The organism is Pseudoalteromonas sp. Isolate3 (assembly GCF_022398505.1).
Lineage (GTDB): Bacteria > Pseudomonadota > Gammaproteobacteria > Enterobacterales > Alteromonadaceae > Pseudoalteromonas > Pseudoalteromonas apostichopi.
The window spans coordinates 23,190-42,865 of the sequence record NZ_JAKEVN010000006.1 but is presented as its reverse complement, the minus strand read 5'-3'; the positions used below and the strand labels follow the sequence as shown (position 1 = coordinate 42,865).

The following is a 19,676-nucleotide window of genomic DNA, read 5'->3' as shown; positions in this document are numbered from 1 at the left end:
TGAAGCCTTAATTAAGAAACATACTTCATTGTTATAATGAACTAATAGCCGCTACAGCTACGCCCATTTGATACACTATTTGTGTTGCTGTGCTCCAAAGAGTCAGGTTATCAATATAATCAGAATCTAAAGGTACTACTATAGTATCACCTGGCGATAACTGAGAATTATTATTAACCGCAAACCAAGACCCTTCATTTGGCACTTCAATTAAACCACTTGCCTTAATGATATAAATACGGTCTTCATCAGCACGTTGCTTTAAACCACCACTGCGGCTTAAATAGTCATTAAGGCTAAGCTCTTCCTGATAAAGGTGTGAGCCTGAAAAGTTAACCTCACCTACAACACTTACACTTGAGCGTTTTGAAGGTATATATAGTACATCTTGATCTTCTACCTCTAAATGACGCTGGCCATTCATAATTGATGGTAGATCTATAACCAAACGACCAACGGCCCTAACATTCGCTAAGTCATTTATTAAATTATTCATATCTTGATACGATAGTGACGCATCCGTGATAGAGTTGTTAAAACTTTTAGAAGCAATATCTCGGCGTAAGTCTTCAGATAACTTCTTTAGTTGTTGCTGCTGTTGTTTTCGAGTTTCCTCACGCGTAAAAATAGCCCCCTCAGGATAAGAAAACTCAGTAAAACCGCCTGCTCGCTCAATTACTTCGGCTAACGTTTCGCCTTTTGAAATACTATAAACACCAGGGAATTTTACTTCGCCAACAATATTAATTTTTCTATCTTGCTGCCAATTTGGAATCGGGTAAATATTAATTGTATCTTTGCTTTGTAACTCAAATGATGAGCTTGACTCATCATTAACTAATCTAGCTAAATCAATACTAATGTGTTCCAAATTAGATTTCCCTGCAAAGCGAGTAATTTCAGCACTCTTCAAATAGGCAGATTCTTTTAGGCCACCAGCAGCTAGCAGCGCTCCTTTCACTGATGCATTCACAGGTTTTGGATATACACCTTCGTAAAATACCTCACCACGAATACCTATAATTTGTAATCCGTCATCAGAATTTGCTTGCTGGTTCAGTTTAGCCAAAATAGGTTTAAGCAACCTTTTTCTACTAAAAACAGCATACTCATGCTCTTCTAATTCTTCCTTACTTGTGAGCAATTCTGTGATAGAAAGAACTTCTTGCTCTTTTTCTTTAGAGAGTGTCTCAGCTAGTTCCTTATCCAAAGCTGAACCAAGATCGATAAATTCATAAAACTTTCGCTCTTCGTACTCATCCCAAAGCTTGATTTTTTCTTGTTGTTTTAACTGCTCTTTAGTCAAAGCCATGCCTGCGAGGGCATTTTCTTCACTTTCTAAAGATTGGAAACGACTAAATACAACAACAATATCGCGAGGCTTTAGCTCTAGGTCTTCTTCACCACTTACTGCATTTATGAGGGAAAACTGATGTAACTCAATATCACCACGTAAGTTAGTCTCGCGAACAATTAATGAATAATCATAGTCTGCAATTGGCAGTAAATCTGCTTTTAGAGAACCAAATAGCTGACTGACAGTTTTTCCTTCATGCCACGCGTAGTTACCTGGATGAGCAACAGCACCAAGCAGAGTCACTGCATTGTCTAATTCTTTACTAGAAGATGGAACGCGAATTACATCTCCATCATTTGGTTTATATGCATCTCTTTTAGATAAGTTAAGTTGCAGGACGGTTCTCGAACTATTACCTGTGTAGCGTTCTACAACTGTTTTCTGCGGATATGCAGCTGCATTAAAGCCACCTGCCATAGCTATTAAATCTTGACTAGATTCATTTTTTTTAAGCTCAAAAATGGCTGGTCTACGTACTTCACCTTCAACACTCACTCGCATACCAACTGGTGGAATAAATACAACATCACCCGGCTTTAAAATGACATCGTTACTACTATCACCTTTTATCAATAGGTTATATAAGTCGAGAGTTGTTACTGTTTTTCCTGCACGCTTTAATTGTATATTTCTAAGTGAGCCAATATCAGACACGCCACCACTCACAAATAATGCATGTGTAATTGAAGCTAGAGAAGGAACTGTATATGCACCAGGCTTATAAGCTTCACCTAAAACCATTATGCGGATTGAGCGCGTTTTTCCCATTGATACATAAGCCTCTGTACCAATGATTTCCTGTTTAACTTTCGCTTTTATTAAGCTCACGACATCACTGTACTGCATGCCACTAACTGTAACCGGCTTAAGATTACTAATAGTTAAGCGACCTTCGCGATCTATAATAACCTCTTCTGCGGACGTTTCTTTACCAAACAAGTTGATAGTAAAAGTATCACCAGGCCCAACAATGTAACTATCAGGTACAAGTGCACTTTCTGACGGAGCAAAAGTGGTTGGTTCGCCAGAAAAAAGCTCATACCCAAATGGTTTTAACTCATCTTCTTCTGGTTTGAACTTCTCTTCTGCTGTAATTTTTTTGTTATCTTCGTTATCGTCAAACATGCCTCTAGGCATTACAGTATCTGAGACTTCATTCGTAGATTGATTTTCGTTTTGGTCTGCCGAGACTAACATACTGAGGTCTAAGCCGTACTTCTTAGCAAGTGCTTCTTGTTGAGATTTGGGGAGTTTTTTAAATTGTTCGATTTGTTGCTTAGTTGGAGTGACTGAATGAGCTTCAGTAATAAATAAAAGCGAGATAAAAAGCGCAATTACAAGTCTAAAAAACTTCACAAAGTTTCCCTTCTAAGAAAATAAAGATAACCGCCGCATACTACATCATTTTATAAACAAAAAAAATGGGTAAACAAGTTTACCCATTCATTCTCAACTGAAAAACATTAGAAACTATACACTAGCGTTAGTGACGTTTCTGTATCTGTGTTTTCTTTATCATCCGCAACATCTGAGTTGTGAGTAATGTTGTATGCTACTTTCATTTGTAGTGAGCCGTTGATCTTAGCAAGGATTGCAGACTCTGAACGTGTTTTAGTGTTGGTATCACCATATTCAACTGATACTAACTGAGTAAAACGTGCGCTGTCTGAAATCTGCCAGTTATAGTCAACTTTACCTAAAGCGATTACTTCGCCTTCACGCTCACCAGCAAGTGATTCACCGTTGTCATCAACTTCTGTGCTGTTATCAGGGTATTGGAAGTATTTATAACCCGGACCAATTTCAGCGTTTAACCACATATCAGAGCGGTCGATTAAGCGTAAACCGTAACCCGCTGAGATAACAGATTCGTTGCGATATGCACCAAAGTAATCAGATACGTGCGAACCGTAAATGAATAGGTGTGAATGCTTTTCGTTTAACTTGTAGTTACCTTGTGCAGAGATTGAGTACTTTTCGTTAGTGCGCTGTGTTTCTTTAACGCCTTGGTCGTTTTCGATCTCATCTTCTTTATAAAGACCGTCTAACTTGTACTCGTTATTCCAGTTTTCTAGGTTATGTAGAACCTTGATACCACCTTTAAGTGTGGTTGTTTCAGTGTTACCGCTTGTTACGATAGCACCTAATTCACTGGTTACATCCCAAGTTTTGGTTTCATCTGCTGCGAATGCGCTAGTTGCAGCGCTTGCTGCAACTAGAACTGATAAAGCTTTTAATTTCATTAAAAAATAACCTTTACTACTTGTACGTTAGACTTATTAGTCTTCTTTATGCAAATGAACATCCATTTGCGGGAATGGGATTGTGATGTTGGCATCATCTAATGCGATCTTAATGTTTTCCATTAAATCGAAATACGTTGGCCAGTAATCAGCTGAGTTAACCCAAGGGCGAACGACAAAGTTTACGCTTGAATCTGCAAGCTCAGATACAGCTACTGTGTATGCTGGGTCTTTTAATAAGCGCTCTTCCTTATCTAAAACTGATTTAAGTACTGCTTTCGCTTCTTTAAGATCTGCATCGTAACCAACACCGATAACTAAATCGATACGACGAGTTGATTCACGAGAGAAGTTAGTAATTGGGCTGCCCATAATTGATGAGTTAGGCATGATAATTACTTTGTTATCTGGTGTACGTAATTCTGTAGAGAAAATTTCGATTTTCTTAACTGTACCCGCTTTACCACCAGCTTCTACATAGTCACCTGATTTGAAAGGACGAAGTAAGATGATTAAAACGCCTGATGCAAAGTTAGAAAGTGAACCTTGAAGTGCTAAGCCTACAGCTAGACCTGCCGCACCTAAAATAGCAATGAACGATGTTGTCTCAATACCAAGTTGAGATAATGCCATTAAGATTGTTGCAGCAAATACAATTGCATAGACAATGCTAGCAACAAATGAACCTACAGCTTTATCGACTTTCTTTTTATCAAATGCTTTTTCGGTTAAGCCTTCGCAGAATTTAGCGATGCGACCACCGATGAAGAAAATGATTAGCGCTAGAACCGCCTGAACGGCGTAATGTATGATTAAACCTGAATTCTCGTTGATCCAGTTCATTATTGTATCCATGTTCTCTCCTGAAGTTCATTTGTAGCATGACGCTGTGCAAATTATATATGATCTTTGGTTAAAAAATCATTAAATTACACGCAAAACTAAGAAATGAGTATTTGCTCAATTACAAAAAACGCAAGTCTAATCTGCAAAACTGAACGCCAGCTGACCAAAGGGTTATTTCTGAATTTTCTGAGACAAGTAAGTTTTTTCGACTTTTTTCATTTTAGGGGTTCACAAGCTAAACTTAATTATGTAATATGCGCGCCACACCAAACGAGGTGTATCTCAGTGGCGGCTGTAGCTCAGTTGGTAGAGCCCCGGATTGTGATTCCGGTTGTCGTGGGTTCAAGCCCCATCAGTCGCCCCACTTCTCTCCCTTAGTAAATCCATATATTTTTCTATTTTAAGTTCCAAGATCTATCTTTAACACCTGCTTTCAATTCAAAAAGCCGTCAGCTTTCAGCTGTCAGTTTTGAGCCGAACTGTATTGTCTGTGGGTAATAGCTTTAAGCGGTTGGCTGTAAGCTAGATTGTTTTGTTTGTTGGAACCGTATTGTTTTGCCGCCTGGGTATTGAATGGAAGACGCGCCAAGCAAGCGTGAGGCCTACATTGTAGGAGGCGTTTTCACGCCGAACAGATTTGAGCTATTCACGGCTAAAGCCCTTCCCACGAGATGCGAGATATTGTAGGTGTGAAGTTTATTTCGCGCGAAAGCCTACAACCTAATCTCTCAAATCCCAAACAAAAAAATGCCACCTTTCGGTGGCATTACACACGGGATTATTTCTATTTACTAGAAATGCTTTTCAAAGCTCAAGGCCATTAGGTTTTACATCTAGCCTCAAGCTCATAATTACTTCCAACTTTTCATCTTGTGGCCTTTCACAGCATAGAAAAGTATGAATAAATAACAAGGCAACATAACAATGTAAGCCATTTGTTGCGCTTCAGCGCTTTTTACACCACCACTTGCAAGGCCCCAAAATAATGGGCCAAATGCGCCACCGGCTATACCCATAACAAGCAGACCAGAACCTACGCTTGTAAGTTTGCCTAAACCAGATAGTGCTAACGGCCAAACGGCTGGCCAAACAATCGCATTAGCAAAGCCTAGCACAGCAATGAGCAATAGGGTATCAGGCAGTACCGATTTTAGGCCAAATAATGTTGATATAAATACAGATTCATTACTACCTGTGACTATCGCTAACGTTAACACACAACCCAATATTGCTGAGATAGTCAGCGCTGTTTGCTGCGACAGTACTCGTGGGATAAGTAAAATCCCTAAAAAGTAACCTAACACCATACAACCCATGGTGTACGAGGTCATCACGCTATATTTTTCAACACCTAACGACAACGCAAAACTGCCTATTGTGTCACCTGCTATCACTTCAACAGCAACATATACGAATAATGCTACAATACCTAAAGCAAGGCTTGGATGCGCTAGTGCTTCTTTTACTTGCCCTGGTTTTTGTTCATCAGCATCATCAATAAGTTCTGGTAGTGGCATTTTCGTTACTGCAAAACCAAGTATACCAATAAAAAGTGCCATTCCTAAATAGGGGTATATTAAGCCATTAGCCATGGCATCAATATCCGTTTGGCTAAGTTCTTTACCGACAAAACCTTTAAAATCACTCAGTATTAATGCGGTAAATACAATCGGCGCAACAACACCAGCACCTTTATTTAATATACCCATAATACTTACTCTGGCTGCAGCTGACTCTTCTGGGCCGATTCTTACAACATACGGGTTAACTGCTGTTTGTAGCAATGTCTGCCCAGCTCCCATAACAAGTTGCGCAAATAAAAATAGCGCAAACACCTGCGTTTTTGCAGCAGGAATAAATAGCAAGCCTGCCACCATCATAGTTGCCATACCCAGTGCCATACCATTTTTATAGCCGACCTTTCTAATGATCATTGCTGAAGGTAGGGCAGTAAAGGTCACTGCAATATAAAATGAGAAAATAATCAGCGATGCCTGAAAAGGTGACAGCTGTAAAACTTGCTGTAGAAACGGCATCAATGAGCCATTTAACCACGTAGCAAAACCCAATATAAAAAACAGCGTGGCAACAATTGCCATAGGCACAACACTGCTTTGTTTATTCATTTCAGACATAACATTTCCCGTAACAGCACAGTTCAATTCTATAGCGCTGCTCATTTAGATGATTATATAAAAGGTATATTAAATATTTATAACACTACTGCAACAAAAATGACAGCGCTGACATATTTCTTTTAAGTGGTTTCTAGGAGCGGTCAGCTTTCAGCTGTCAGTTTTGAGCCGAATGTGCGGATACGTAACTGAAGTGATAGTCAATACCGTAGGCGTGAAATTTATTTCGCGCGAAAATTTATTCACAAAGAGAAGTAAATGAGAAAAGAATGAGGAAGTACTAATAATGCTTTTTGTAGCGCTCTCTTACCCTCTTTGTAATCATTTGGCTTTCTCTGTGAAGCGCGCAGCGCCTCCGTGTACTCTGTGGTTCAATAATTTTTTGCACAAAGAGTAATGAATGAGAAAAGAATGAGGAAACCAAAACATTACTTTCTCTTAAGCGTAGCGTCTCTTATCCTCTTTGTGAAAATAAGTGGTTTAAAACAAAAAATGACGCCTGCGGTTTACTGCAGGCGTCATGTTTATTTATCGCAAAACGAAGGGATTACTCACCCACAACGGTCACGCGGCTGGCTTGCTGTGCGTTTAAGCGAGTGCGTAACGTAACTTTTGCATTGCTATCAACTTTGACTGGTTCAGCGTAAGTTTGCCAGCTTTGGCCGTTATCTAAGCTGTATTCAATGCTCAAATAACCAAATGCACTGTTGGCATATAACTTACCATTTTCAATCACACCACCCGGTACTGGTAAATGCAGGTTGATGCCGTCTTTAGCTAATTTATCAAGCTCTTTTAAGCCTACTGCACTTGAGAATTCAGCCCAATCTTTTGCTTGTTTTTTAGTATCTACACTTTCACCTTCCCAATCGGCTTTATGCCATGCGCGCTCTGCTACTGACAGAATACGCGGGAAGATCATTGCTAATACTTGATCTTCAGTGCGAATCGTTTCTGACCATACCTGACCTTGCATACCTAAAATGTTCTCAGGCTTTTCAAGTTTAGGTAATGGACGACCAACCAAAGCTTCTAAATTAACGATTGGCTCACGGGTGCGCGTGTAATCAGCATTTGCATACACGTCATCTGGCATATAATTAAACGCTTTTTTAGTATCTGTGTAACGGGTTGCCCAGTAATAACCTCGTTCTTCTGGGCTTGCTTCATATGGGTGGTCAAAATACAAGTGAGTACCATGTGATAGCACCACTTGGTAACCTGCATTGGCTAGGCGGTATGCTCTATCTGCAACACCCCACTCCCAAATATTATCCCAGGTATTAACGGTAAAAGTTTTATTAGGGAACTCATCACGTTTAAACGAATTTTCGCGGTCATACATGATGCCGTCTTCCCAAATACCCGGAGAAATACCGCGCTTTTCAAGTAAGGTTGCAACACGCTGGGTAAAGTAAGGCTTTAAATCAGCGGGGCCAGACACACCATTGTTAGGATCTGCAAATAGCGCCTGACAGATTGGTGAGCCAATCCACGAACCAGCACCTACTTCGTCACCACCAATGTGCAGGTTCTTTAACTGAACACCTGCTTCGCGATACATCTGCTGAAGCTCATAGGTCACTTTATCTAAAAATGCGTAGGTCGAGTCCATACACACATTCATTGAGTTATCTTTGTAGTTTTGTACCGTCATGTACACAGAGGTATCTTTAGGATCGGTTAGCAAGTATTGTGTTGCTGGTCCCATATCGATGTGCTGAACTTCTTTGTTCGCTGAACGAGTTTTAATATTATTTTTAGCGGCTTTTTCAGCTTGCTCTAGCATGTTGTGATAGCGTGCTTCCATCGCTTTGATTGAGGCACGCGCATGGCCCGGGCCTTCAACTTCAGGAATAATTTGAATATGGCGATCTTTGGCAAACTTTAGTAACTCGACAAACTCTTCACGTTTCAGATAGCCATTACCTGAGCCAGATTTAAATGGCCCAGTACCAAGCTGAGTTAATAAGCACTCGCGCTCTTCTAAATCAAAACAGCGATAACCGCCAACGTCAGTGAGCTCAGGTAAACCAGGGATCTCAAGTCGCCAACCTTCATCTTCTGAAAAGTGCCAATGCAGCTTATTCATTTTGTAGCGTGCCATTTGCTCAACAAGCTTGAACATGGCTTCTTTGCCATGATAGTTACGACCGTTATCATAATGCATGCCACGCCAGCCATAGCGCGGTGAATCTTCTAACTCTAACTGCGGTAAACTCGCACTACCTTGGCTGTTTGCAGGGATCAGGTTCAATAAACTTTGCATCGCATAAAATACACCTGCGTTATCACTACCCACGATTGTGATTACTTCATCATCAATCTCAAGGGTATAGCTTTCTGCTTTTGCATTATTGAGCTTAGGGTCAACTTTCAGGCGAATAACTTTGTCTTTGCCTACATTAATATGGTCAGGTTGTGCTTTAAGGCTAATGCCATAGTCATCTTGTAAGTCTTGCATAAACACCATGACTTCGTGTTTAAGTTGCCCTTGATAACTAATTTGCCAATTACTATTGAGTGTCGCGCTGCCACGATTAAAATCGACTTTACGTGGTTTAGGAATAATGCGCTTTAAAGCATCGTCTTTACTGACCGAAAACTTATCAGCACTATTACGTTCATAGCGGATCTTAGCTGTTGCTAAAACCGATAAATCTTTTGGTTCATTGTAACGACGTAACTGATTTTCGCGGGTAAATGGTGCTACAAACTGTTTAAAGTCTTCAGTGTCGGTATTTGCGAATACCGCGGGTTTGTTCTTACCTGAAACAAAAAACGCGCGTGGCATAAAGTCACTGTAAGCGACAATCCACACTTGTGCATCAAACGGCAGCTCTAAGCTCTCGCCAGCCGCTAAACCTTTAAATGAACTGGTTGGTACAATGCGATGTAAATCGCCATTAACGTGCTCGATATTAAGGCCAGCAACATGCTCTGTCGAAATTTTACGCACTGAGTGAATATAAAGTTGCCAGTCGCTTTCACCCGCAGGTAATGGCACATCAGAACGATTATTGAGGGTAATTTTCCCTAAAAAGCCCGCATCTTTATTACGAAAGTTATCTTCAACCGAAAATAATAACTCGGTATCTTTAGCAAAGTGATTAACTTGCGATTGGGTCAACGCTGCATTTGCCATCACAGGCGCAGTTGCTAGCATTACCGCGAATACTGACCTTTTAAAGCCCATTACATTCTCCTCGTTTAAGCCCTGAGTGTACGGTATTTCTGCGTACTATTTGTCATTTTTGTTAATAATTCGTTCCTATCATATAAAAACTAAAATGACAGCGCTATCATTTTATGAAAAATATAGGTGAGGAGTTAGAAGCTTTAAGCCCCAAACTGTAAGTTTGAAGCCGAATTGTGTTGTTTGTTGGTAAGGCGTTAGTCCATCGAAAGAGTGTTGAATATAAGACGCGCCAAGCAAGCGTGACGCCTACAAAGTAGGAGGCGTTTTAACGCCGAATAGATTTGACCTATTCACGGCTAAAGCCGTTCCTACGAGGTGCGAGGTATTGTAGGCGTGAAACTTATTTCGCGCGATATCTTCGGATTTACCGTCATGGTATTGAATATAAAATGCGCCAAGCAAACGTGACGCCTACATGGTAGGAGGCGTTTTAACGCCGAATAGATTTGACCTATTCACGGCTAAAGCCGTTCCTACGAGGTGCGAGGTATTGTAGGCGTGAAATTTATTTCGCGCGCACTTATCGCTCAAACCTTAATACAAAGATACTTCTCTTCTAGGTACTCATCTAACCCTTGGTGGCCGCCTTCTCTGCCTAAGCCAGACTGTTTAACACCGCCAAATGGCGCTACTGGATTTGAGATTAAACCTTCGTTAATACCAATCATGCCGTATTCGAGTGCTTCACTTACGCGATAAACTTGTTTGATATTTTCACTATAAAAATATGCAGCTAAACCATAAGGCACATCATTTGCTAACTTCAACACTTCTTCTTCATCATCAAAAGCGATAATGCTTACCACTGGACCAAATACTTCATCATGATAGATATCCATCTCTGGTGTCACATCCGTTAAAATCAGCGGTGCTTGAAAGCTGCCTTCAAGTTCGCTGTTATCGCCGATCAATGACGCGCCTTTATTAACTGCATCATCTAAGAGAGTTTGTACTTTCTCTTTAGCCTTAGGATAAATTAGTGGGCCAATATCCACCCCTTCATCAAGGCCATTGCCAACTTTTAACTCTGCCACTTTGTCTGCAAGTTTTTCAAGCACCGTTTCAAGTACTGAACGTTGCACAAAAATTCGGTTAGCAGCTACACAGGTTTGGCCGGCGTTTCTAAATTTTGCACCCATGAGGCCAGCAACAGCTTCATCTAAGTCAGCATTTTCGAAAATAATAAACGGCGCATTACCACCAAGCTCCATCGAAGTTTGCTTAATAGTTGAGGCACATTGCGAAAGTAACTGCTTACCTACACCAGTTGACCCCGTGAAGGTAAACTTACGCACTCGCTCAGATTCTGTCATGATTTCGCCAACCATTTTTGCATTTTCAGAGACCACAACATTCAACGCCCCTTTCACAAATCCAGCCTTATCAGCAAGGTATGCCAAGGCAATGGCGCACAATGGTGTATGCTCAGAAGGTTTAATCACAAAACTACAACCTGCCGCATATGCTGGTGCCACTTTACGGGTGATCATCGCGATCGGAAAATTCCAAGGTGTGATCCCAGCAACCACACCGATTGGTTGTTTTATGGTTGATAAACGATGTTGGCTGTCGGTGGCAGGGATATTATCGCCGTAACTACGCTTAGCTTCTTCACTAAACCATTTAATAAAGCCCGCACCGTATTCAACTTCACCTAACGACTCTTTTAATGGTTTGCCCTGCTCTTTGGTCATTAGTTCAGCGAGCTGTTGCTTGTGCTCAATGACTAACTCATACCAACGGCGTAACGTTTCACTGCGCTCTGTGGCAGTTGTTTTCTTTAGCTTGCTAAATGCCTCGTCAGCACTTTTTATTGCTTGCTCAACGCCAGCCTCATCAATATTAGAGACCTGCGTAATTGCTTGTCCAGTTGCAGGGTTATCTACACTAAAACGCTGGCTTGTAGAGTAAAAGTCACCGTCGATAAACGAATCAGAAAAAACCAAATCAGACATAGAACCTCCAAGTAAAAGCTGTCAGCTATCAGCTCTAAAAACAAAAAACCGCTGTAGAGACCAAGCAACTACAGCGGTTTTTACGAAATCAAAGCCGTTAAAAATTAATGCTCTTCATTAACGATATTGAGATTATACTTTGGAATTTCAACCACTAAATCTTCATCTTTAATCACTGCTTGGCAACCAAGGCGTGACTCTGGCTCAAGACCCCATGCTTTATCAAGCATGTCGTCTTCTAACTCATCACTTTCATCTAGAGAGTCAAAACCTTCACGGATGATTAAGTGGCATGTTGTACACGCGCATGATTTTTCACACGCATGTGGAATGCTAATACCATTTTTTAGCGCAACATCTAATACTGTTTCACCTGCAGGAGCTTCAATTGCAGCGCCTTCTGGGCATAACTCTTCGTGTGGAAGAAAAATAATTTGTGGCATACCTTACCTCGTTAAACTTCGTCTACTGACTGCCCTTGCAGCGCTTTTTTGATTGATGCATCCATTCTGCGAGCAGCAAATTCGCTACTTGCATTGTCTACAGCTTCAATCGCTGCTTTAATTTCTGCAGGTGTTGTTGCGCTTTCGCGTACGGCAACAAGTTTAGCAATTTCTGCTTTTAACGCACCTAATTCTTGTTCATCAAGTAATGCACTGTCGGTTGCGAGTGATGCTTCAAGCGCTTCAACAACACGTAACGCTTCAACTTGTTGCTCTTTAAGCATCCGCGCTTGCATATCGTCTTTAGCGTTAGTCATTGATTCTTTAAGCATGTTTGCAACTTGGTCGTCCGATAAACCAAATGATGGTTTCACCTGAATTTCAGCTTGTACACCAGTTGATTTTTCCATTGCCGATACACTTAATAAGCCATCAGCATCAACTTTAAAGGTTACGCGAATATGCGCAGCACCTGCAGCCATTGCCGGAATACCCTTTAAGCTAAATTTAGCCAATGAACGACAATCATCAACTAGCTCACGCTCACCTTGTAATACATGCAGTGACATAGCTGTTTGACCATCTTTGAAAGTGGTGAACTCTTGGGCACGTGCAACAGGAATCGTGGTGTTACGTGGAATGATTTTCTCAACCAAGCCACCCATAGTCTCAAGACCTAGTGACAGTGGTAATACATCTAATAGCAGCATGTCTGAGTCAGGCTTATTGCCAACCAGTACATCTGCTTGAAGTGCCGCACCAAGTGCAACCACGCGATCTGGGTCAATAGAAGTCAGTGGCTCTTTATCAAAAAATGCAGCAACTTGAGAGCGTACAATTGGCATACGAGTCGAGCCGCCAACCATTACAACTTGTAGTACTTCTTCGTTCTCGATACCGGCATCTTTTACGGCACGGCGACAAGAACGGAGTGTTTTCTTCACAAGGCTAAGAGCGAGCTCATCAAAGGTTTCGCGGGTAACTTCAACTTTGTGGCTTTGACCATCAAACTCTAAACCGACATTAACAGTTTGGTATTGGCTTAATGCTTCTTTACATGCTTTGGCTTTGTTGATGAATAAACGTAACACCGATGCAGAAAGCTCACTCACACCAGTTTGTGTTTTAAAGTAATCAACTAATAGCGAGTCAAAATCGTCACCACCAAGGCTCGAGTCACCGCCAGTGGCAAGCACTTCGAATACACCTTGGTGTAAACGTAAAATAGAAATATCGAAGGTACCGCCACCTAAATCGTATACAGCGATAATACCTTCTTGACCCGAATCAAGGCCGTAAGCAACAGCCGCAGCCGTTGGCTCGTTTAATAAACGTAAAACCTTAATACCGGCAAGCTCTGCAGCATCTTTTGTGCTTTGTCGCTGCGCATCATCAAAATACGCTGGTACAGTAATTACCGCACCTAGAATATCTTGGCCTGCAAAGCTGTCTTCTGCACGCAGTTTTAATGCTTTTAGAATTTCACTCGATGCAGTGACAGGACTAATTGCACCCGCAACTGTGCTGATTGCTAATGAGCCATCATGCTCACAAAATTCATAAGGCAGTTGACCATAGCTTTTTTCGATTTCAGCCTGCGTTTTACCTAAGAAACGTTTCACCGAGATTAATGTGTTTGCAGGGTCTTGAGTAGCAGCAGCCGCTGCTCGTTCACCTACAATAATGCTATCAGTTTGGTATTGCACAACCGATGGAAGCATCGCATTGCCCGCTAAATCAGTCAGTGTGCGAGCTTCGCCGCTTTGCACTGTTGCAACTAACGAGTTAGTCGTACCAAGGTCTATACCGACTGCTAATTTGTGCTCATGTGGTGCCGCGCTCTGCCCCGGCTCAGCAATTTGCAATAATGCCATAATGCTCTTTTTAAACTCTTAAATAGCTGCTTTAAAACAACTAACGATTAATCATCAAATAAACTGTCTTCAATACGCTCTAGTTCATCGCGTAACTTATAAACAAACTTCAATTTACGAATATTGTCAGCGGCAGCTTGCCATTGTTGCTCGTCGTTACTTGCCAACTGAGCGGCTAATTCGCTGCTGTATTGTTTATCGAGTTGTTTAATTTGCGCTTCAAACTGGGCAATTGCTGCATCAGGATCTGCGGCATTTTCAAGTTCTTCTAATTCTTCACGCAGTTCCATTTGCTGCATTAAGAATAACGGATCTTGCAATGTTTGTTGCTCGGCGCGAATATCAACACCTAGTTCACTTAGCATGTATTCAGCACGTTTTACCGGGTGTTTTAAAGTTTGTAATGCATCATTGATTTCAGCTGCATTTTGCACAGCGAGTAGTTTATCGCGGCTACTGGAGCTTGCGTGGCGATCTGGATGAACTGCGCGTTGCAGCTCGAGGTAGTTTTTATTAATAGTCGCTAAATCAATGTTGTAATCTACTGGAATTGCAAATAACTCAAAGTAACGCATTACATAATCCAACTCGGTAAACAGGAAATAACAAAGCCCTACATAGGCAGGGCTTCAAGCAAAGAAAGTTTGTTAAGCTTAAACGGTGAAGCTTTCGCCGCAACCACACTCATCGGCTTGGTTCGGGTTGTTAAATTTAAACCCTTCATTCAAACCTTCTTTGGTGTAATCAAGCTCAGTACCATCAATGTAAACTAAGCTTTTGGCATCAACGATAACTTTCACGCCACGGCTTTCAAAAATTTCGTCGCCGTCAGCTAACTCATCAACAAATTCAAGAACATAAGCAAGACCTGAACAGCCCGTCGTTTTAATGCCAACGCGTAGGCCAATGCCTTTGCCGCGATTTGCTAAAAATGATTCTACGCGGTTTGCTGCCGCATCTGTCAATGTCACTGCCATGAATTTATCTCTTACTTCGCTTGTTTGCTTTTGTAGTCAGCAATTGCTGCTTGAATCGCGTCTTCTGCTAAAATTGAACAGTGAATTTTCACTGGTGGTAATTCAAGCTCAGCACTGATATCAGTGTTTTTGATTGTTGCAGCTTCATCTAATGTTTTGCCTTTTACCCACTCAGTTACAAGTGAAGAAGAAGCGATTGCGCTACCACAACCATATGTTTTGAATTTTGCATCTTCAATTACACCTTCTGGTGATACTTTGATTTGCAATTTCATTACGTCACCACATGCTGGTGCACCCACCATGCCTGTTGCAACTGACGGATCATTTTTGTCTAAAGCACCCACGTTACGTGGATTTTCAACATGATCGATTACTTTATCACTATAAGCCATAATACTATCCTCACTACCTGCTAGCGGCGGCAATCACTGATTAGTGATGCGCCCACTCAACTGAATCTAAATCAATACCTTCTTGATGCATTTCCCATAAAGGAGACATCTCACGTAAACGGCCGATCGAGTTTTTGATTAGTTCAACGGTGTAATCAATCTCTTCTTCAGTCGTAAAGCGGCCAATGCTGAAACGAATTGAGCTGTGTGCTAACTCGTCATTACGGCCTAATGCACGTAGTACATAAGAAGGCTCTAAGCTTGCTGAGGTACAGGCTGAACCTGATGAAACAGCAATGTCTTTAACAGCCATTAATAACGACTCACCTTCAACAAAGTTGAAGCTGATGTTTACAATACCCGGAACTGACTGGCTTGGTTCACCATTGAAGTAAACTTCGTCCATATCAGCCATAATGCCATCAACCAAACGCTTACGAAGTGCGCTGATGTGTGCATGGTCTTTTTCGAAATCTTCTTTAGCGATTCTAAATGCCGCACCCATACCTACTAACTGGTGAGTAGCAAGTGTGCCTGAACGCATACCACGCTCATGACCACCACCGTGCATTTGTGCTTCTAAACGTGCGCGAGGCTTACGACGAACATAAAGTGCGCCTACACCTTTCGGGCCATATACTTTGTGGCCAGAGAACGACATAAAATCTACTTTTAACTGTTGCACGTCGATAAGTACTTTACCTGCGCTTTGTGCAGCATCAACATGGAACATAATTTTACGCTCACGGCACATTTCGCCGATTGTCGCGATATCTTGGATAACACCTAGCTCGTTATTTACGTGCATTACACTCACAAGCACCGTGTCGTCACGCATGGCAGCTTCAAGCTTTTTAAGGTCAAGTAAACCGTTTTCTTCAACGTCCATATAGGTTACTTCGAAACCTTGGCGCTCTAGTTCACGACACGTATCAAGCACTGCTTTGTGCTCAGTTTTAACAGTGATAACGTGCTTGCCTTTCTTTTTATAGAACTGCGCAGCACCTTTAATTGCTAGGTTATTTGATTCTGTAGCACCTGAAGTGAAAACAATTTCACGCGGGTCAGCGTTGATCAGATCAGCAATATCTGTACGCGCTTGATCAACCGCTTCTTCTGCTTGCCAACCAAAACGGTGTGAGCGTGATGCAGGGTTACCAAAATTACCGTCCATAGTCAGGCATTGCATCATTTCTTTTGCCACACGTTCATCAACAGGCGTGGTTGCTGCGTAATCTAAATAAATCGGTAACTTCATTTCTCTCTCCGCTTTCGTCAAGCTACAGTTGACAGCTTACTTGAATGTTTTCCAGTTGCTTAATTGCAGTGTTGATGCTGTTATCTTGGCGAGATGCGACTTCTTTCACATCTGACTTTTCCACCAATTCAGCAAGGGTAATACTATTTAAAAAATCTTCGATACGTGCGCTTAAGTCCGACCATAGGGTGTGAGTCAAACAGCGCATGCCGCTTTGGCAACCACCCGTTGCATTGTGACAACGTGTTGCATCAACAGACTCATCTACGGCATTAATCACATCGCCGACAGAAATTTCGTTTGCTTCTCTACCAAGTAAATATCCGCCACCTGGGCCACGCACAGAGGTCACAAGGCCGTTTTTACGTAAACGGGCGAATAATTGTTCGAGATAAGATAGCGAAATCTCTTGGCGTTCAGAAATATCGGCAAGGGGAACTGCACCCACATTTGTATGTAGTGCAACATCCAACATGGCGGTTACTGCGTATCTGCCTTTTGATGTTAACTTCATAGAGCCCCCGATGTTACTGCACGCTAAGGTGTGCAAATTTTAATTACCAGACCAAAATAGTCAAGTATTATCACTTGATAAAAATTGATACTTGCCACTGATAAAACCTAATACCTGACAAAAATGGTCAAGTACTAGGTCTATTCTAATTACCTGAGTAATTTAGTCAAGTATTATACTTATAACCTGTGATTATTTTATAGACTTATTAATTGAGGTAAGAATACCGCGTAAGATGTTCATCTCTGCTTCTTCTGGGCGTGCGCGGTTGAATAAACGACGAAGTTTTGTCATCACCATACCTGGGTGTTGCTTGATGATAAAACCTGTATCATTTAGAGTTTGCTCTAAGTGCTCGTAAAACAGCTCAGTTTGCTTTGCATTTGGGTAGGTTGCTTCGTCTTCTTCTTGTGCTTTTGGCTGTTTGTTTAAATAAGCCATACGTGTTTCATAACACAATGTTTGCACAGCCATTGCTAGATTTAGCGAGCTGTATTCAGGGTTCGCAGGAATACATACGTGGTAGTTACATTGTTGTAGTTCTTCGTTAGTTAAACCACTATTTTCGCGGCCAAATACCAATGCTACTGGACCATGCTCAGCTTCAGCCACTAGTTTTTCACCACATTCACGCGGCTCAACCATAGGCCAAGATAAAGTACGTGAGCGTGCACTCGTACCAATTGTTAAACTACAATCAGCAATTGCATCAGATAGCGTATCAACAACCACAGCTTTACCTAAAACATCCGTGGCACCTGCAGCAAGCGCACTCGCATGACTATCAATTTCACAAGCAGGATCAACAAGATATAAATTTGATAAGCCCATCGTTTTCATAGCACGTGCCGCTGAGCCAATATTACCAGAATGTGATGTGTTTACTAATACGATACGAATATCATCAAGTGTCATTGCGTTGTTACTTACTGAAAGTCAAAAATTGCGGGGATTATAGCATGGCTGCAAGCGCTAGGCGATATGCTTTGGGCGGTAAGCAAGCATTGTAGGTACGATTTTACATCGCGCAACACTTCTATGATTCACAAAGAGAATAAGAGGCGCTGCGCTTTAGAGAAAACAAAAAAAGCCTTATTGTCACTTTCTTATTTTCTTCTCGCTCACTTCTCTTTTGCAAAAACATATTTGAACCACAGAGAACACAGAGGCGTTTATCGCTACACTGAGAAAACCAAATTATCACAAATAGATAAAGAGACGCTGCGCTTTAGAGAAAACAAGAAAACATAATTATCAGTTCCTCATTTTCTTCTCATTCACTTCTCTTTGTGAGTATATTTTCGCGCGAAATAAATTTCACGCCTACATCAATCGTAAAAAGAGGATAAGAGGCGCTGCGCTTTTGAGAAAACATAATTATCAATTCCTCATTTTCTTCTCATTCACTTCTCTTTGTGTAAATATTTTCGGCACTAAAGTACCTCCTACGAGGCAGGCCTTTGACAACCCCCTGAAAAACAACACCGTTCGACTTCAAACTTAAAGCTTACCGCTTGTTGTGCAATAGGATCCCCTTACATTTCAACCCTGTACAAAAAACAACCTAATTTATTCGAGTTTATTGTTTACTTTACGCTAGAAATCGCTAGAATACGCCGGCTTAAATATATTCGTTCTTTTACAACCCAAAGGTAATGCTATGCATCCAATGTTAAACATTGCGGTTCGCGCTGCGCGTAACGCAGGCAAAATTTTACTTCGTGCAAGTGAAGATTTATCAAAAGTTGATGTACAACAAAAAGGCACTAACGACTTAGTGACTAACATCGATAAAGAAGCTGAAGCCGCAATTCGTGATACCATTTTAAAATCTTACCCTGATCACTGTATCGTAGGTGAAGAGCTTGGTGAGCACAAAGGTAAAGATGCAGATTACCAATGGATTGTTGATCCACTTGATGGCACAACTAACTTCATCAAGGGTATCCCTCATTTCGCAGTATCAATTGCACTTAAAGTTAAAGGTCGTTTAGATCAAGCTGTTATCTATGATCCAATTCGCGGTGAATTATTCACTGCTTCACGTGGTCAAGGCGCACAGCTTAACAGCAAGCGTTTACGCGTAACTAAAACTAACGAGTTAGCAGGTTCTATACTTGCAACTGGTTTCCCATTCAAACAAAAGCACCACTTAGACGCATACTCTGAAGCGTTTAAAGCACTTTTCATTCAAACTGCTGATATCCGCCGTGCAGGTTCTGCTGCGTTAGATATGGCTTATGTTGCTGCGGGTCGTGTTGATGGTTTCTTTGAAATTGGCCTTAAGCCATGGGACACAGCGGCAGGCGAGCTTTTAGTTAAAGAAGCTGGCGGTATGGTTGTTGATTTCGCAGGTGGTATTAACTATAACCAAAGCGGCAACATCATTTGTGGCGCACCTAAGTTAACTCAAGCGATCATTCGTGAAATTCGCCCAGTGTTAACTGAATCACTACTTCGCTAATAGCGGTTGTAATACA

15 protein-coding genes and 1 tRNA gene are annotated in these 19,676 nt (G+C 41.4%); 2 read left to right on the top strand and 14 right to left on the bottom strand.

Annotated elements, in window-relative coordinates; translation table 11 throughout:
- Positions 1-31: 31 nt before the first annotated feature.
- The 3 genes from L1D46_RS02675 to L1D46_RS02665 form a co-directional block, all read right to left on the bottom strand.
- Positions 32-2,713, bottom strand: coding sequence for an SLBB domain-containing protein (locus L1D46_RS02675; protein WP_178926292.1), 2,682 nt, complete (start codon positions 2,711-2,713; stop codon positions 32-34).
- A gap of 107 nt (positions 2,714-2,820) precedes the next feature.
- A complete protein-coding gene (locus L1D46_RS02670) occupies positions 2,821-3,600 on the bottom strand; it encodes a DUF481 domain-containing protein (protein WP_130050448.1) in 780 nt (259 codons plus the stop codon).
- Positions 3,601-3,636: 36 nt separating this feature from the next.
- Positions 3,637-4,455, bottom strand: coding sequence for a mechanosensitive ion channel domain-containing protein (locus L1D46_RS02665; protein ID WP_054563554.1), 819 nt, complete (start codon positions 4,453-4,455; stop codon positions 3,637-3,639).
- Positions 4,456-4,734: 279 nt separating this feature from the next.
- On the opposite strand from L1D46_RS02665, the gene L1D46_RS02660 reads away from it, so the two are divergent.
- Positions 4,735-4,810, top strand: a tRNA-His gene (locus tag L1D46_RS02660).
- Between the two features lie 487 nt (positions 4,811-5,297).
- Here the strand turns inward: L1D46_RS02660 and L1D46_RS02655 are convergent.
- The 11 genes from L1D46_RS02655 to trmJ form a co-directional block, all read right to left on the bottom strand.
- Positions 5,298-6,581, bottom strand: coding sequence for a sugar MFS transporter (locus L1D46_RS02655; RefSeq protein WP_130050447.1), 1,284 nt, complete (start codon positions 6,579-6,581; stop codon positions 5,298-5,300).
- Between the two features lie 547 nt (positions 6,582-7,128).
- Positions 7,129-9,777, bottom strand: coding sequence for a family 20 glycosylhydrolase (locus L1D46_RS02650; RefSeq protein ID WP_239976734.1), 2,649 nt, complete (start codon positions 9,775-9,777; stop codon positions 7,129-7,131).
- Positions 9,778-10,307: 530 nt separating this feature from the next.
- Positions 10,308-11,735: an NAD-dependent succinate-semialdehyde dehydrogenase gene (locus tag L1D46_RS02645; RefSeq protein WP_239976732.1), complete on the bottom strand. Its 1,428-nt coding sequence runs from the start codon at positions 11,733-11,735 to the stop codon at positions 10,308-10,310.
- Between the two features lie 104 nt (positions 11,736-11,839).
- A complete protein-coding gene (fdx, locus tag L1D46_RS02640; protein ID WP_130050444.1) occupies positions 11,840-12,178 on the bottom strand; it encodes an ISC system 2Fe-2S type ferredoxin in 339 nt (112 codons plus the stop codon).
- An 11-nt stretch (positions 12,179-12,189) separates the two neighbouring features.
- Positions 12,190-14,052, bottom strand: a complete 1,863-nt coding sequence (hscA, locus tag L1D46_RS02635) for a Fe-S protein assembly chaperone HscA (protein ID WP_130050443.1) — start codon at positions 14,050-14,052, stop codon at positions 12,190-12,192.
- 47 nt (positions 14,053-14,099) lie between these two features.
- Positions 14,100-14,627: a co-chaperone HscB gene (gene hscB / locus L1D46_RS02630; RefSeq protein WP_130050442.1), complete on the bottom strand. Its 528-nt coding sequence runs from the start codon at positions 14,625-14,627 to the stop codon at positions 14,100-14,102.
- Between the two features lie 78 nt (positions 14,628-14,705).
- The gene (iscA, locus tag L1D46_RS02625; protein WP_054552502.1) at positions 14,706-15,029 is read right to left on the bottom strand and encodes an iron-sulfur cluster assembly protein IscA; all 324 of its coding nucleotides are present in this window, start codon (positions 15,027-15,029) and stop codon (positions 14,706-14,708) included.
- An 11-nt stretch (positions 15,030-15,040) separates the two neighbouring features.
- On the bottom strand, positions 15,041-15,424 hold the full coding sequence (gene iscU, locus L1D46_RS02620) for a Fe-S cluster assembly scaffold IscU (protein ID WP_054552501.1): 384 nt from the start codon (positions 15,422-15,424) through the stop codon (positions 15,041-15,043).
- Between the two features lie 40 nt (positions 15,425-15,464).
- The gene (locus L1D46_RS02615; protein WP_036973293.1) at positions 15,465-16,682 is read right to left on the bottom strand and encodes an IscS subfamily cysteine desulfurase; all 1,218 of its coding nucleotides are present in this window, start codon (positions 16,680-16,682) and stop codon (positions 15,465-15,467) included.
- Between the two features lie 22 nt (positions 16,683-16,704).
- A complete protein-coding gene (iscR, locus tag L1D46_RS02610) occupies positions 16,705-17,196 on the bottom strand; it encodes a Fe-S cluster assembly transcriptional regulator IscR (RefSeq protein ID WP_130050441.1) in 492 nt (163 codons plus the stop codon).
- A 192-nt stretch (positions 17,197-17,388) separates the two neighbouring features.
- Positions 17,389-18,111, bottom strand: coding sequence for a tRNA (cytosine(32)/uridine(32)-2'-O)-methyltransferase TrmJ (gene trmJ, locus L1D46_RS02605; protein ID WP_239976731.1), 723 nt, complete (start codon positions 18,109-18,111; stop codon positions 17,389-17,391).
- Positions 18,112-18,856: 745 nt separating this feature from the next.
- Here trmJ and suhB point away from each other — a divergent pair.
- The gene (gene suhB / locus L1D46_RS02600) at positions 18,857-19,660 is read left to right on the top strand and encodes an inositol-1-monophosphatase (protein ID WP_130050439.1); all 804 of its coding nucleotides are present in this window, start codon (positions 18,857-18,859) and stop codon (positions 19,658-19,660) included.
- The last annotated feature ends 16 nt before the right edge of the window (positions 19,661-19,676 follow it).